This window comes from Micromonospora sp. S-DT3-3-22, from assembly GCF_015354745.1.
Classification (GTDB): domain Bacteria; phylum Actinomycetota; class Actinomycetes; order Mycobacteriales; family Micromonosporaceae; genus Micromonospora; species Micromonospora wenchangensis.
Map to the genome: position 1 here is coordinate 48641 of NZ_JACGMO010000010.1, position 16016 is coordinate 64656.

Annotated in this window: 10 protein-coding genes; 3 read left to right on the forward strand and 7 right to left on the reverse strand. The window is 74.0% G+C overall.

The features are described from left to right. Positions 1-32 precede the first annotated feature (32 nt). Entirely contained in the window at positions 33-1196 is a 1164-nt protein-coding gene (locus H1A17_RS04555; RefSeq protein ID WP_194821141.1) for a sorbosone dehydrogenase family protein, read from the forward strand. 102 nt (positions 1197-1298) lie between these two features. Then, on the forward strand, positions 1299-2933 hold the full coding sequence (locus tag H1A17_RS04560) for a metallophosphoesterase (RefSeq protein ID WP_145918267.1): 1635 nt from the start codon (positions 1299-1301) through the stop codon (positions 2931-2933). Between the two features lie 449 nt (positions 2934-3382). On the opposite strand, the gene H1A17_RS04565 is transcribed toward H1A17_RS04560, so the two are convergent. From H1A17_RS04565 to ligA, 6 genes are all read right to left on the reverse strand, one after another. Next, the gene (locus tag H1A17_RS04565; RefSeq protein ID WP_145918266.1) at positions 3383-5740 is read right to left on the reverse strand and encodes a transketolase C-terminal domain-containing protein; all 2358 of its coding nucleotides are present in this window, start codon (positions 5738-5740) and stop codon (positions 3383-3385) included. Positions 5741-5895: 155 nt separating this feature from the next. Next, positions 5896-7395, reverse strand: a complete 1500-nt coding sequence (gatB, locus tag H1A17_RS04570) for an Asp-tRNA(Asn)/Glu-tRNA(Gln) amidotransferase subunit GatB (protein WP_194821142.1) — start codon at positions 7393-7395, stop codon at positions 5896-5898. Positions 7396-7408: 13 nt separating this feature from the next. Further along, a complete protein-coding gene (gene gatA / locus H1A17_RS04575; protein ID WP_145918264.1) occupies positions 7409-8884 on the reverse strand; it encodes an Asp-tRNA(Asn)/Glu-tRNA(Gln) amidotransferase subunit GatA in 1476 nt (491 codons plus the stop codon). 76 nt (positions 8885-8960) lie between these two features. Next, positions 8961-9266: an Asp-tRNA(Asn)/Glu-tRNA(Gln) amidotransferase subunit GatC gene (gene gatC / locus H1A17_RS04580; protein ID WP_088641698.1), complete on the reverse strand. Its 306-nt coding sequence runs from the start codon at positions 9264-9266 to the stop codon at positions 8961-8963. A 187-nt stretch (positions 9267-9453) separates the two neighbouring features. Next, positions 9454-11898, reverse strand: a complete 2445-nt coding sequence (locus H1A17_RS04585; RefSeq protein ID WP_145918263.1) for a bifunctional diguanylate cyclase/phosphodiesterase — start codon at positions 11896-11898, stop codon at positions 9454-9456. A gap of 180 nt (positions 11899-12078) precedes the next feature. Beyond that, positions 12079-14217 carry an NAD-dependent DNA ligase LigA gene (gene ligA / locus H1A17_RS04590; RefSeq protein WP_194821143.1) on the reverse strand — a complete coding sequence of 713 codons (2139 nt, stop codon included), beginning with the start codon at positions 14215-14217 and terminating at the stop codon, positions 12079-12081. Between the two features lie 181 nt (positions 14218-14398). Here ligA and H1A17_RS04595 point away from each other — a divergent pair, with 181 nt between their 5' ends. After that, positions 14399-14911, forward strand: coding sequence for a type II toxin-antitoxin system PemK/MazF family toxin (locus tag H1A17_RS04595; RefSeq protein WP_145918261.1), 513 nt, complete (start codon positions 14399-14401; stop codon positions 14909-14911). Between the two features lie 79 nt (positions 14912-14990). Here the strand turns inward: H1A17_RS04595 and H1A17_RS04600 are convergent, their stop codons facing one another. Further along, positions 14991-16004 (reverse strand): ADP-ribosylglycohydrolase family protein, encoded by a 1014-nt coding sequence (locus H1A17_RS04600; protein WP_145918260.1) that lies wholly within the window; start codon positions 16002-16004, stop codon positions 14991-14993. Between the last annotated feature and the right edge of the window lie 12 nt (positions 16005-16016).

Consider the following 16016-nt stretch of genomic DNA (forward strand, 5'->3'; position numbering starts at 1 on the left):
CCGGTCCGGATTCGCGGGCTAGGCTGGGGCGGGTGAGCGCCCGTCTCCCGTACCCCCGCACCGTCCGGGTCCGCGCGGCCCTGGCGGCCTCCGGTGCCGCGCTGCTGCTGACCGGGTGCAGTTTCGGCCCGCCGGAGCCCGATCCGGCCGGTGAGCCCCCCAACCTGCCGACCCCGTCGGCGTCGGCGAACACCCCCGAGCAGCAGGTGGTGGCCACGGTCCTGGCCAAGGGGCTGCGGGTGCCGTGGGGCATCGCCTTCCTGCCTGACGGGGCGGCGCTGGTCACCGAGCGGGACAGCGGCAGGATCCTCAAGGTCGGGCCGGAGTCGGGGCCGCAGGGGTTGACCGTCACCCCGGCGCAGACCGTGCCGGGGGTGGCCGCGTCCGGCGAGGCGGGCCTGCTCGGCATCGCCGTCTCCCCGGCGTACGCGCAGGACCGGACGGTCTTCGTCTACTACACCACCGAACAGGACAACCGGGTGGCCCGGTTGACGCTGGGCGGCACCCCCACCCCGGTCCTGACCGGCATCCCGAAGTCCGGCAACCACAACGGCGGCGGGCTGGCGTTCGGCCCGGACGGGCAGCTCTACGTCAGCACCGGCGACGCCGGTGACCGGGACGCCGCCCAGGACCGCGCCAGCCTGGCCGGCAAGATCCTGCGGATCACCCCGGACGGCAAGCCGGCGGCGGGTAACCCGTTCCCCGGCTCGCCGGTCTGGTCGCTGGGGCACCGCAACGTGCAGGGCCTGGCCTGGGACGCCGGGAAGCGGATGTACGCCACCGAGTTCGGGCAGAACACCTGGGACGAGATCAACAAGATCGACAAGGGGGCGAACTACGGCTGGCCGACGGTGGAGGGGCAGGCCGGCGACGGCAGGTTCGTCGACCCGGTCGTGCAGTGGGGCACCGACGAGGCGTCCTGCTCGGGGCTGGCGGCCACGGGCCGGCTGCTGGCCGCCGCCTGCCTACGCGGGGAGCGGCTCTGGCTGGTGGAGCTGACCGATGCCGGCACCGCGCTCGGCGCGCCCCGGGAACTGCTCACCGGGAAGTACGGCCGGTTGCGGGCGGTCGCCGCCGCCCCGGACGGTTCACTCTGGGTGTCCACCTCCAACCACGACGGGCGGGGCCAGCCGACCCCGGAGGACGACCGGCTGCTGCGACTGGTCTTCGCCGAGGGTGGGGCCGGGAGGAGCTGACGACACGCCGACGGGTCGGACAGCCGGGCAGGTACCGGGCGGATCAGCCGTCCGTCCGCCGGGTTTGCCAAGATCTTTCACGGGGCAGGTCAGAATCTCATCATGGGCGGTCAGGAGAACGAGCAGCGCGGGCCCGGGGAGACGGACCTTCCCGCCCGGCGTGAGCGACGCTGGCGGACCTGGTGGTCGGCCCTGCGGTCGGCCCGGGCCCGACGGTTCGGCGTGGTGCTGGCGGTGCTGCTGGTCGCCCTGACCGGAACGGTCATCGGGGTGTTCGCCGGTGGCCGGGTCAGCACCGACATCGGCCCGTTCCGCGCCGACCTGACCCTCGCCCCGGCGGTGCGGGGCGGCACCACCGTCGACATCCCCCCGCTGGGCGCGCTCCAACTCGACAGTCACCAGGGCCCGACCCACCTGACGGTCGGGCTCGGCGCGCTGGACCAGCGCAAGACCGAGGCGTTGATCGACGACCCGGCCAGCATCAGCCGGGCCAGCCAGTCGGCGGTGACCGACGTCCGCAACGGGGTGCTGCGGCTCGGTCTGCGTACCCTCGGGGCGGCGGTGCTGGTCACCCTGCTGCTGGCCGCGTTGGTCTTCCGGGACACCCGGCGGACCGCCTGGGCCGGCGGGGTGGCGCTGGTGGTCACCGCCGGCAGCCTCGGCCTGGCCGCCGGCACCGTCCGCCCGCAGGCCATCGAGGAACCCCGCTACGAGGGCCTGCTGGTCAACGCCCCGGCGATCGTCGGCGACGCCCGCCGGATCGCCAACGACTACAGCCGGTACGCGGAGCAGTTGCAGCGGCTGGTCGGCAACGTCAGCCAGCTCTACACCACGGTCTCGGCCCTGCCGGTGTACGAGCCGGCACCGGGCACCACCCGGGTGCTGCACGTCTCCGACATGCACCTCAACCCGACCGGCTGGCAGCTCATCCGGACCGTGGTCGAGCAGTTCGGCATCGACGTGGTGATCGACACCGGTGACCTGACCGACTGGGGCAGCGAGCCCGAGGCGTCGTACGTCGGCTCGATCGGCCTGCTCAAGAAGCCGTACGTCTACATCCGGGGCAACCACGACTCGCCCCGGACGGCGGCGGCGGTGGCCCGCCAGCCGAACGCGGTCGTGCTGAACAACTCGACCACCACCGTCGCCGGGTTGACCATCGCCGGCATCGGCGACCCCCGGTTCACCCCGGACAAGGAGACCTCCCCGGCCGGCAGCGGCCTCACCGCGCAGGTCGCCAACCAGGTGATCGGGGCCGGCGAGACGCTCGCCACCACGGTCCGCGACTCGCCGCGCCCGGTGAACATCGCGCTGGTGCACGACCCGGCCTCGGCCGGGCCGCTCTCCGGCACCTGCCCGCTGGTGCTGGCCGGGCACACCCACGCCCGGCAGGTCTCGAAGCTGCCGCAGGTAGCCGGCCAGCAGCCGACGCAGCTGATGGTGGAGGGCTCGACCGGCGGTGCCGGGCTGCGCGGCCTGGAGGGCGAGAAACCCACCCCGCTGTCGATGACGGTGCTCTACTTCGACCAGCAGAAACTGCTCCAGGCCTACGACGACATCACGGTCGGCGGCACCGGGCAGGCCCAGGTGAACCTGGAGCGGCACGTGATCCGCGACCCGGCGAAGGGCGCCGACGTCCCGGTCACCCCCACCCCGACCCGGGGCGGCTCGGAGTCCCCGTCGCCCTCCGGGACCGGCCCGACCCCCACCTCGCCGACCCCCAGCCCGACCAGCTGAACCACCGGCAGGCCTGCAGCGACGCGCCCCCTGCGGCGGGCCTGCCGGCGGCCATGGCTGCGCCCCCGGCCGCCCGGGTACCGCCCCGCGCCACGGCACCCACCTTCCACCGAAGTCACCGAAAGTGACTTCCGGGCGACACCCGCCTACCCGCGCTCGGCGACTTTGCTCTGCCGCCCTCACGGCGACAGTTGCTCTCCGCGACCAGGCGGCCGCCCACCCGCTCGGCCGCCCTTCCCATCCCCGCTGCTCATAGGGCTGTCGCCTTGATGGCAGCAGAGCAAAGGATGCAGACCTACCATTCCGTGGTCGCCACGCACGACACCCAGCGTGACCACAGTCAGCATCAGCCAAATAGGCACGGAGAGTGATCGTCAGCCGCAACGGCCACACCGAACCGGACCAGGCCAGGCCGTGCCAGCGCCGGGGTGGGCCAGCGCGGGGCGCGGTCAGCGCAGCGACAGGGCCGCCAGGGCGGCGTTGACGATGCTGCCGGGAAGCAGGTCGTGCAGCTCGTACAGGTCACGGACGCTGCCGGACTGGCCGAACTCGTCCACCCCCAGCGGCACCGCCGGCACCCCGAGCGCCGAGCCGAGCCAGGCCATCGTGTGCGAGGCGGCGTCGTGCACGGTCACCAGCGGGGTCCGGTCCCCGAAGGCCGCCCGCAACGCCCCCGGCACGCTCGGCACGGTCGCCGTACGGACGCCCTGGCGCAGGGTGCGCTGCCAGGCCCGGTAGAGCCGGTCCAGGCTGGTCACGTCGACCACATGCGCCGCGATGCCCTCCTCGGCCAGCTCGGCGGCGGCGGCCAGCGTCTCCGGCAGCACCGCCCCGGAGGCGGCCAGGGTCACCACCGGCGCGTCGGCCAGCTGCGGGTACGCCTGGTGCGCGTCCACCAGCCGGTACGCCCCGGCGACCACCTGCCGGCGCAGCACCGCGTCACCGAGGCGGACCCGGGCCGCCTCGAACGGCGCCTGGTCCAGCGGGCGGGTGCTCAACCGGAAGTAGTACGCCCCGTCCTCGGCCGGCGCGGCGGTGGCGGCCGGCGCGGAACCCTGCGCGATCTGCCCGAGCGCGTCACAGAGCAGCCAGTCGAGGCTGGTGGCGTACGCCGGTTCGCAGAGGGTGACGCCGGGCAGTTCCAGGCCGACGGACGCGGTGATGGTGGACTGGTGCGCGCCGCCCTCCGGGGCCAGGGTGATGCCCGACGGGGTGCCGGCCACCACGAACCGGGAACCCGAGTAGGTGCCGTAGAGGAACGCGTCCAGGCCGCGCAGCACGAACGGGTCGTAGACCGTGCCGACCGGCAGCAGCGGCTGCCCGGACAGGTCCCAGGACAGGCCGAGCTGACCGAGCAGCAGGAACAGGTTCATCTCGGAGATGCCCAGCTCGATGTGCTGCCCGGCGGGGCTCTCCGTCCAGCGCAGCATCCGGTCCTCCGACCAGGAGCGCCGCTCGGTGGGGGCGAACACCCCGGTCTTGTTGATGAACCCGGCGAGGTTGGTGGAGGTGGCCACGTCCGGCGCGGTGGTGACCAGGTAGGGGGCCACCTGCGGGTCCCGGGCCAGCTCCACCAGCACCCGGCCGAAGACCTCCTGGGTGGAGACCGGCTTGTGGGTGCGTACCCCGGTGGCGTCGGGGACGGTGACCCCCAACGACCGGTGGCGGGGCGCGCGGGCCAGCGCCTCCCGGCGCGCGCCGGCCCGGATGCCGGCCGGGCTCGCCGGGTCGAGGCGGTCCCACTCGGTCGCGGCGGTCAGCCCGTGCGCCGCGCGCAGCGCGTCGACCTGCGCGGTGGACAGCAACGCGGAATGGTTGCGCGGATTGCCGGCGATCGGCAACCCCCACCCCTTGACGGTGTACGCGAAGACGACGCTGGGCCGGTCGGTCACCGCGTCGCACTGGGCGTACGCGTCGAGCATCGCCGCCAGGTCGTGCCCGCCGAGGTCGGTGACGAGCGGGGCGAGTTCCTCGTCGGTCAGGTCGGCGATGAACCCGGCGATGCCGTCGGGTGCGCCGTCCAGGAACTGCCGGCGCAGCGCCGGCCCGGTCAGCCCGAACAGCGACTGGTACTGCTCGTTGGGCATCCGGTCGATCCAGTCGCGCAGCGCCGCCCCGCCCGGCCGGGCGTACGCCTGGGCGAGCCGGCGGCCGTACTTGACCTCCACGACGTGCCAGCCGGCGGCCTCGAACTGCCCGCGCCACTGGTCGATCCGGATGCCCGGGACCACCCGGTCCAGCGACTGCCTGTTGAAGTCGACGAGCCACATCACGTTGCCCAGGCCGGTGGTGGCCGGGTCGGCGACCGCCTCCCAGATGTTCCCCTCGTCCAGTTCGGCGTCGCCGATCAACGCGACGAACCGGGAGTGCGGGCGGGCCCCGAAGTGGGCGTCGACGTAGCGTCGGGTCACCGCGGCGAACAGCGGGGCCGCCGCGCCCAGCCCGACCGAGCCGGTGGAGAAGTCCACCGCGTCCGGGTCCTTCGTCCGCGACGGGTACGACTGCAACCCGCCCCGCGCCCGCAACCGCGGCAGGTACGACCGGTCCAGGTTGCCCAGCAGGTACTGGATCGCGTGGAACACCGGGGAGGCGTGCGGCTTGACCGCCACCCGGTCCTCGGCGTCCAGGTGGGCGAACCACAGCGCGGTCATCGCGGTGACCAGGGAGGCGCTGGACGCCTGGTGGCCGCCGACCTTCACCCCGTCGCCGGTGTCCCGGTCGTGGTTGGCGGCGTCCACGATCCGGGTGGCGAGCCACAGCACCCGTCGCTGGATCTCGTCGAGGACGTCGAGGTCGTGCTCGTTCACGGGAACTCCATCCGGGCGTCGCCGTTGACGCCCTCGGTGGGGGGGGTCGCGCGGGTCGCGCGCGTACCCCGGGGAAGGGGTGAGGGCCACCGTCGGGTCACGACGGCGGCCCTCGCGGGTCGCGGGCGGGAAGCCCCGGCTTCCGGCCCGCGCGGTCAGCCCTGGACGCCGAGGCGCTCCAGGACCAGGTCACGGACGGACTTGGCGTCGGCCTGGCCACGGGTGGCCTTCATCACCGCGCCGACCAGCGCACCGGCCGCGGCGACCTTGCCGCTGCGGATCTTGTCGGCGATGCCCGGGTTGGCGGCGATCGCCTCGTCCACGGCGGCGGTGAGCGCACCGGTGTCGGAGACCACCTCCAGGCCCCGGTTGGTCATGATCTCGGTCGGCGAGCCCTCGCCGTCGACCACGCCCTCCAGCACGGCACGGGCCAGCTTGTCGTTGAGCTTGCCGGCATCGACCAGGCCCTGCAGCTCGGCGACCTGCGCCGGGGTGGCCCCGATGTCGGCCAGCTCGGTGCCGGTCTCGTTGGCCCGGCGGGACAGCTCACCCAGCCACCACTTGCGGGCCGCCGCCGGGGTCGCGCCGGCCGCCACGGTCGCCTCGATCAGCTCGACCGCACCGGCGTTGAGCACCGACTGCATGTCGAGGTCGGACAGGCCCCACTGCTCCTGGAGCCGGCGACGGTGCAGCCGGGGCAGCTCCGGCAGGGCCGCCTTCAGCTCGGCCACCCAGGCGGTGTCCGGGGCGAGCGGCACCAGATCCGGCTCCGGGAAGTACCGGTAGTCGGTAGCGGTCTCCTTGGACCGGCCCGGCGTGGTGTCCCCGGTGTCCTCGTGGAAGTGCCGAGTCTCCTGGGTGATCCGGCCGCCCGCGTCCAGCACCGACGCCTGACGCAGGATCTCCGAACGGACCGCCCGCTCCACCGACCGCAACGAGTTGACGTTCTTGGTCTCGGTGCGGGTGCCCCACTCCTCGCCGGGCAGGTTGAGGGAGGTGTTGACGTCGCAGCGCAGCGACCCCTCCTCCATCCGGACGTCGGAGACGCCCAGCGAGCGCAGCACGTCCCGCAGCTCGGTCACGTACGCCTTCGCCACCTCGGGGGCGAGCGCGCCGGTGCCGGGGACCGGCTTGGTGACGATCTCGACCAGGGGGATGCCGGCCCGGTTGTAGTCGACGAGCGACTCGGTCGCGCCGTGGATGCGGCCGGTGGACCCGCCGACGTGCAGCGTCTTGCCGGTGTCCTCCTCCAGGTGCACCCGCTCGATGCCGATCCGCACCAGCTCCCCGTCGACCTCGACGTCCAGGTAGCCGTCGGAGCACAGCGGCTCGTCGTACTGGCTGATCTGGAAGTCCTTCGGCATGTCCGGGTAGAAGTAGTTCTTCCGGGCGAACCGGCACCATTGCGCGATGGAGCAGTTCAACGCCAGGCCGATCCGGATGGTCGCCTCGATCGCCGCCTTGTTGGCCACCGGCAGCGAACCGGGCAGCCCCAGGCACACCGGGCAGACCCGGGTGTTCGGCTCGCCGCCGAAGTCGGTCGGGCAACCGCAGAACATCTTGGTGTTCGTACCCAGCTCGACGTGGGTCTCCAGGCCGATCACCGGCTCGTAACGCGCAACGACCTCGTCGTACGCGGGCAGTGTCGTCGTCATCTGAACTCCAGCCTCACAGTGCCGGTGGGGTGAACGTGCCGACCACGGACTCCAGCGCGGCGGCGACCCGGTACATCCGGTCGTCGGCCATCGTCGGGGCCATCACCTGCAGACCGACGGGCAGCCCCTCGGACAGGCCGCACGGCACCGAGATGCCCGGCCCGCCGTACAGGTTCGTCGGGATGGTGAACAGGTCCGCCAGGTACATCTGGTACGGGTCGGCGGTGCGCGCCCCGATCGGGAACGCCACGAACGGCGTGGTGGGCGAGATCAACGCGTCGACCTGCTCGAACGCCGAGGTGAAGTCGCGGGTGATCAGGGTACGGACCTTCTGCGCCTGCCCGTAGTAGGCGTCGTAGTAGCCCGACGACAGCGCGTACGTGCCGACCATGATCCGCCGCTTGACCTCGGCGCCGAACCCGGCCTCCCGAGTCAGCGACATGACCTCCTCCAGCGACCGGTTGCCGTCGTCGCCGACCCGCAGCCCGAACCGGACCCCGTCGAACCGGGCCAGGTTGGAGGAGCACTCGCTCGGCGCGATCAGGTAGTACGCCGGCAGCGCGTACCGGAAGTGCGGGCAGGACACCTCGACGATTTCCGCGCCCAGCTTGGCCAGGGTGTCCACCGACTCGCGGAACGCGGCCATCACGCCCGGCTCCGCGCCCTCACCGGTGAACTCCTTGACGATGCCGAGCCTCACCCCGGTCAGGTCGCCTGTCGCACCGAGCTTCGCGGCGGCCACCACGTCCGGCACCGGCTGCGGGATGGACGTGGAGTCGCGCGGGTCGTGCCCGCCGATGACCTGGTGCAGCAGCGCCGCGTCGAGCACCGTACGGGCGCACGGGCCGGGAGTGTCCAGCGAGGAGGAGAACGCGACCAGGCCGTACCGGGAGGTGCCGCCGTAGGTGGGCTTCGCGCCGACGGTGCCGGTCACCGCGCCGGGCTGGCGGATCGAGCCACCGGTGTCGGAGCCGATGGCCAGCGGCGCCTCGTACGCCGCCAGCGCGGCGGCACTGCCCCCGCCGGAGCCGCCCGGAATCCGGTCGGTGTCCCACGGGTTGTGGGTCGGGCCGTACGCCGAGTATTCGGTGGAGGAGCCCATCGCGAACTCGTCCATGTTGGTCTTGCCGAGCATCACCGTGCCGGCCGCGCGCAGCCGCTGCACGATCGTCGCGTCGTACGGCGGACGCCAGCCTTCGAGGATCTTCGAGCCGACGGTGGTCGGTACGCCCTTCGTGGTGAGCACGTCCTTCACCGCCACCGGCACCCCGGCCAGCGGCCCGAGCTGCTCACCGGCGGCCCGGCGCTCGTCGACGGCGCGGGCGGCGGCCAGCGCCCCCTCGGTGTCGACGTGCAGGAACGCGTGCACCCGGTCGTCGACGGCGGCGATCCGGTCCAGGTGGGCCCGGGTCACCTCGACGGCGGAGGTCTCCCCCGAGGCCACCAGCCCGGCCAGGTCGGTCGCGGTCATTCTGGTCAGGTCGGTCATGCCGTCGCCTCGCTCCGCTCACCGGTGCCCGGGGCAGCCGGCGCACTGGGCTCGATGGTTCGCCTGTCGGGTCCGCTCACGACGCCACGTCCTCGTCCAGGATGCGCGGGACGCGGAACCGCTGCTCGGCGACGTCGGGGGCACCCGACAGCGCCTCCTGCGGGGTCAGTCCGGGCACCACCACGTCGTCGCGGAGCACGTTGGTCAGCGGCACCGAGTGGGAGGTCGGCGGGATGTCCGCCGCCGTGACCTCGCCGACCTGCGCGACCGACTGGAGGATCACGTCCAGTTGACCGGCGAAGGTGTCCAGCTCCTCCTCGGTGACGGCGAGCCGCGACAGTCGCGCGAGGTGCGCGACCTCCTCGCGGGAGATGGCGGCCATCGGTGCCCCCTTCGTGGCTGTGCTGCTGCGTGCGGGTGGGCCGGCCGCGACGTCGACGGGATGACGCGCGGTGACCGGAGCGAGTCTATTGTCCTGCGCCGAGCCCGACGCCTCCGACTCCCCCTGCCGTCGGGCCGCCGGGCCGGTCCGGGACCGCCCGCCCGCCCCTCGGGTGTGCCGGTGACCGTCAGCGGGCGTGCCGGCGGGGGATCTCCGCGTCCGGGCTGGGGACGGGGCTCAGCGGCCGGTACCGGGCCAACCAGGCGGTCAACTCCTCGGCGGGCATCGGGCGGGCGTAGAACCAGCCCTGCGCGGCGTCGCAGCCGGCCGCGTACAGCAGTCGCCAGGTCCGCTCGTCCTCCACCCCCTCGGCCACCACCCGCAGGCCGAGCGCGCCGGCCAGTTCGATGGTCGACCTGACGATCGCGGCGTCGTCGGCGTCCCCGGCCATCCCCAGCACGAACGACCGGTCCACCTTCACCTCGGACAGCGGCAGCCGGCGCAGGTGCTGCAACGACGAGTAGCCGGTGCCGAAGTCGTCGAGCGAGATGGCCACCCCGAGCTGGTGCAGCCGGGTGATGGTGGCGAGCACCCGCCGGGGGTCGGCCATCAGCGCCCCCTCGGTGATCTCCAGTTGCAGCCGGTCCGGGCGTACCCCGTAGCTGGCGAGCCGGTCGGCGATCCGGTCGACGATCTCCCCGGTGTGCAGGTCACGGACGCTGACGTTGAGGGCCGCCCGCAGCGTGGTGCCGGCGGCCGACCACTTCGCCAGCTGCGCCACCACGTCGTCGATCACCCGGTAGGTGAGCAGGCGCATCACGGCGCTCTGCTCGGCGACCCGGATCAGCTCCTCCGGGTCGACCATCCCCCGGCGCGGGTGCCGCCAGCGCAGCAGCGCCTCCACCCCGACCACCTCGCCGGTGGCGATGGCGACCTGCGGCTGGTAGTACATGGTGATCTCGCCGACCTCGACCGCCGGGGCGGGGGGCGTCGGCTCGGGCCCGGTGTCCGGAGCCGGTTCGGCCGGCAGGTGCTCCGGGGGGCCGTGCCGGCGGACCGGGTCGGCGCCGGTGAGGATGCGGTTCAGCAGCTCGTCGGGGTGCGCCGGGGCGGGCCGGGGGCGTCGCCGGGGCAGCCACCACCGGCCGGTGCCGCCGACGCCCGTTGCGCTGCCGGGGCCGGTGCGGATGCCGCTGCCGGGACCGGTGCCGATGCCGGGACCACCGTCGACGCCGGGGCGCGGGGCACCGTCGGGTCCGTCGTCGGGGGCCAGCCGGGGTGGCAGCGCCGCGCCGTCACCGCCCCGCACGGTCTGCCCCGCCTGCGGCCGGTTCTCCAGTACGCGCCGCAGGTCGGCCAGGAGCCCCAACCGCTCGGCGGAGTTGTGGTCGGACTCGGCCGCGTACACGGCGACGGTGTCGTTGCGGTGTTTCGCGTCGTACATGGCGACGTCGGCGTGGCGCATCAGGGTGGCGTAGTCCTCGCCGTGGTCGGGAAAGAGCGCGATGCCGATCGAACCGCCGACGTCCAGCGGCAGCCCGTCCAGCGACACCGGCTCGGTCAGCGCGGCGACCACCCGCCCGGCCAGCTCACGTGCCTCGTCGACGCCGTCGAGCCCGCCGGCCACGATGGCGAACTCGTCCCCGCCGAGGCGGGCCAGCAGGTCCCGGTCGCCGAGCACCCCGGCGAGCCGGGCGCCCACCTCGACCAGCAGCCGGTCGCCGACGGCGTGGCCGAGCGCGTCGTTGACGTTCTTGAACCGGTCCAGGTCGATCAGCAGGAGCGCCACCCGCGCACCCGGTTCACCCCGGGCGACCCGCTCGGCGTGCCGGTGCACCTGCTCGGCCACCTCGGCGAGCAGCGCCTTGCGGTTGGGCAGGCCGGTCAGCGGGTCGAGGGCGGCGAGCTGGACCTGTTCGTCGGAGAGGTGGGCCATCCGGTAGACCGCGAACAGCGGCACCAGCACCAGCGGAATCAGCGCGGCGCTGGCCCGCGCGGCGGTGACCAGGACGGGGGCGAGCAGCAGCAGCGAGCCGGTGGAGAGCAGCTCGAACGGCAGCCCCTGCCGCACCGCCGGCCACCACCGGCCGCCGAAGCGCAGCCGCAGCGCGGTGCTGACCAGGCCGTAGTTGACGACGAACCAGGTGGCCGTCGCGCCGCCGACGGCGAGCACGTCGGTCCAGCCCAACCGGTCGCCGTCGAACAGGCCGCCCGGCCCGAGCCGGAGCACGAGGTGGGCGGCGGCGAGCGCGCAGGCGTACTGGGCGGCGTTGAACGTGGTCCGCCAGGGGGCGTGCCCCAGCCGGATGCCGGACACGGCGACCGCGACGGCCTGCACCAGCACCGCCGGGCCGAGGCCCCAGCCGAGCAGGATGGCGAAGGTGAAGCAGGTGGACGGGAAGACCGCGGAGGTCTGCCGGCGGCCGGAGGGCACGAAGGGGCGGGCGTCGCAGCCGACCGCGAGCACCGCCATCGTCCAGAACGCCGCCGGCAGCCCGTCCGGCCGGTCCACGAGGTCGACGAGCGACGCCACGAAGACCAGGGCGGCCAGGCCGACCACCCCGGCGACGAGACCCAGGAACGGCCCCTCCCGCCCACCCGGGAACGAGTTGCGGGGGTCGGCGGTCTCCATCGCACCTCCCGGGCACGCCCATCAGGGTGTACGCCGGCCGCACACCTGCCACCATGAAACGCCCTGGGTGCCGGTGGACCCGCACGACAGCCGCGAATCGGTCGTAGTCGTGACTAAGTTGGTATACGGGCCAAGATTCACCTATGGGCGGAGCGGGACAGGGGCCGGGTGGCCGGGCGGTCAGCTCTCGTCGACCCGGGCCACCTCGCGGGCCGCGTCCGGGCCGGCGTCGAGCAGCACCCGGAAACCGTCCTCGTCGAGCACCGGCACCTTGAGGCCGGCCGCCTTGTCGGCCTTGGAACCGGGGTTGTCGCCCACCACCACGAAGCCGGTCTTCTTGGAGACCGAGCCGGTGACCTTGCCGCCCCGGGTCTGGATCGCCTCGGCCGCCTGGTCCCGGCTGAACCCGGCGAGCGTGCCGGTCACCACCACGGTGACGCCCTCCAACGGGCGGGGCCCCTCGTCGACCGCCTCCTCGGCCATCCGTACGCCCGCCTCGGCCCACTTGCGGACCACGTCGCGGTGCCAGTCGACGGCGAACCACTCCTTGATGCTGGCGGCGATGGTCGGGCCGACCCCGTCGACCGAGGACAGCTCCTCCTCGGCGGCCGCCTCGATCGCCTCGACGGAGCGGAAGTGCCGGGCCAGGGCCTGCGCGGCGGTCGGCCCGACGTGCCGGATGGAGAGCGCCACCAGCACCCGCCACAGGTCGCGTTCCCGGGCCACGGCGAGGTTGTCGAGCAGCTTGGTGGCGTTGGTGCCGAGGCTGCCGTCCTTGTTGACGAAGAACGGCGACCGGGCGAGCTGTGCGGCGTCGAGGGCGAACAGGTCCCCCTCGTCGCTGATGATCTCGGCGTCCAGCAGCGCGGCGGCGCCCTTGTAGCCGAGCACCTCGATGTCGAACCCGCCCCGCCCGGCGAGGTGGAAGACCCGCTCCCGCAGCTGCGCCGGGCAACTGCGGGTGTTCGGGCAGCGGATGTCGACGTCGCTCTCCTTGGCGGGGGCGAGCGCCGTGCCGCAGGACGGGCAGTGGGTGGGCATGACGAACGGGCGGGCGTCGGCGGGACGCAGCTCGACCACCGGGCCGAGCACCTCGGGGATCACGTCGCCGGCCTTGCGCAGCACCACCGTGTCGCCGATCAGCACCCCCTTGCGTTCGACCTCGCGGGCGTTGTGCAGGGTGGCCTGGGCGACCGTCGAACCGGCCACGTGCACCGGCTCCAGCACCGCGTACGGGGTGATCCGGCCGGTCCGCCCGACCCCGACCTCGATGTCGAGCAGCCTGGTGTTGACCTCCTCCGGCGGATACTTGAAGGCGATCGCCCAGCGGGGCGCCCGGCTGGTCGAGCCGAGCCGGCCCTGGATGGGCACCGGGTCGACCTTGACCACCACCCCGTCGATCTCGTGCTCGACGTCGTGCCGGTGCTCGGCGTAGTGGGCGATGTACCCCGCCACGCCGGCCAGGTCGGGCACCACCCGCCAGCGGTCGCTGGTCGGCAGCCCCCACGCCTTCAGCGCCGCGTACGACTCGGACTGGGTGGCCGGCCGGAAGCCGGTGCGGGCCCCGGTGCCGTGCACCACCAGCCGCAGCGGCCGGGACGCGGTGATCCGGGGGTCCTTCTGGCGCAGGCTGCCGGCGGCGGCGTTGCGCGGGTTGGCGAACGGCGCCTTGCCCTGCTCGACCAGGCTGGCGTTGAGGTCGGCGAACCCGGCGACCGGGAAGTAGATCTCGCCCCGCACCTCCAGCAGCTCCGGCACGTCGGGGAACTCGTCGGACGGGGTGAGCCGGGCCGGCACGCCGCGGATGCTACGGACGTTGGCGGTGACGTCCTCGCCCGTGCGCCCGTCGCCCCGGGTGGCGGCGCGGACCAGCCGGCCCTTCTCGTAGGTCAGGTTGATGGCCAGGCCGTCGACCTTCAGCTCGCACAGGTAGGGCACCGGGCCACCGGCGTCCCGCTCGACGCGTTCGGCCCAGGCGGCCAACTCCTCGTCGGCGAACGCGTTGTCCAGCGAGAGCATCCGCTCGGCGTGGGTGACCGGGGTGAAGTCGGTGGAGAAGGTGCCGCCCACCCGCTGCGTCGGCGAGTCGGGGGTGCGCAGCGCCGGGTACTCCGCCTCCAACGCCTCCAGCTCCCGCAACTGCCTGTCGAACTCGGCGTCGGTGATGGTCGGCGCGTCGAGGACGTAGTAGCGGTACTGGTGCTCGGTCAGCTCCTGGCTCAACGTGGCGTGCCGCTCCCGGGCCTCGGGGGTGGGCTCGCCGCCGGCCGCCGCCTCCTGCTCCGCGCTGACCTGCTGGGGAATCTCTTCTTCCGACACCCTGTCGCCTCCGGACACCGTGCGAACCTCCCCCGTGATCACGCTACTGGTGCACGGTAACCGGCCGGTAGGACATTCCCCTGCCTCCCCCCACCCCGCCCGGCGGGCGGCCGGCCCCGCAGCGTGCGACGATCGCCGCACGTCGGCGGCGCGGTGGCCGCCCGGGAGGAGGCGGGTACCGATGCCGCAGTGGTTGCTGTGGGGGCTGCTGATCGTCCTGGCGGTCGCCGCCGGCTGGGTCTGGAACGAGTGGCGACGCCGGGGTGGCCGCCCGTCGAGCGGTGGCGGGCGCACCCGGCCGGAGCGGGGCACCCCGCCCCGGGACCGGGCCCGACCGGCCGCGCCGCCCCGCCCCCGCACCCCCACCGGCACGCCCCGGCCGGGTGACATCTGGTGGGCGGACGTGCCGTTCCACGACGGCACCGGCTCGAAGGTCCGGCCCTGCCTGGTGGTACGCGCCGACGACCGGGGCGTCGAGGTGCTGAAGATCACCAGCCAGGACAAGAGCGGCCGGGACGACCACGTGCCGATCCCGACCCGGGACTGGGACCCGGACGCCGAACACGACAGCTGGCTGGATCTCGCCGAGCCGCTGCGTATCCCGGCCGACGCCTTCTCCCGCCGGGCCGGTAGCTGCGACCCGGCCCTGTGGCGTCAGGTGAAACGCCTGCACGGGCGACGCAGTCCGGCCTGAGCACCGCACCGACCCGGCGGTGCCGGCACGCCCGTCGCGGTGGCACCGCCCGGGCCGGTGTCGCGTCCGGCCGTACCGGTCAGTCCCAGGCCGCGCCGAGGGTGGCGAGCTGGTCGGCGTACTCGATGCGGGTGGACCAGTCGGCCGGCCAGCCGGACATCCCGTGGGCCGCGCCGAGGAACGCGCCGGCCAGCGCGGCGATCGAATCGGAGTCGCCGGCGGTGGTCGCGCCCCGGGCGATCGCGGCCACCGGGTCGTCCGGGTGCCGCAGCACGCACAGCAGCCCGGTGGCCAGCGCCTCCTCGGCGATCCAGCCCTCACCGGTGTGCCGGCACGGGTCGTCGCCGTCGTCCGGCCGGCGCAGCGCGGCGGCCAACCGGTCCAGCGCCGACAGGCACTCGTCCCAGCCGGCGGCGATGAACTGCGCCGGGGAGCCGGCACCGGCACGCTGCCACAGGTCGCCCAGCCAGTCGTCCCGGTAGGTGACCCGCTGGCTGCGGGCCCGGTCGGCCAGCAGGCCGGGCAGTCGCGCCGGTGCCGCGCCGTCGCGCAGCAGCCGCACCGCGTACGCGGTCAGCTCGCTGGCGGCCAGCCCGGTCGGGTGGCCGTGGGTGAGGCCGGCCTGGAGTTGGGACAGCCCGGCGAGGGTGTCCGGGGCGACGTCGAGCAACCCGACCGGGGTGACCCGCATGTTCGCCCCGCACCCCTTCGAGTCGACCACCGTCGCCTGCTGCCAGGGCAGCCCCCGGCCCAGCTCGCCGCAGGCCCGCAGGCAGGTCATCCCCGGGGCCCGGTTGTTGTCCGGGCTGGCCGCCCAGGCCAGGAAGCGCCGCCGCAGCAGCGGCTCGACCGCCTCGGCGGAGTGCTCCGGCGCGTCGTGCAGCGCCCACGCGACCGCGAGCGCCATCTGGGTGTCGTCGGTGACCAGCACCGGATCGCCGACCAGTTCGCGTGGCCCGGCCGGGCCGTAACGGCGGTGGATCTCGGTGACGGTGAGGAACTCGGTCGGCTTGCCGAGCGCGTCGCCGTAGGCGAGCCCGAAGAGCGAACCGGAGGCGCGGCGCAGCGAGGGGTCGGTCACGGACCCGATCATGCCCCGCCGGCA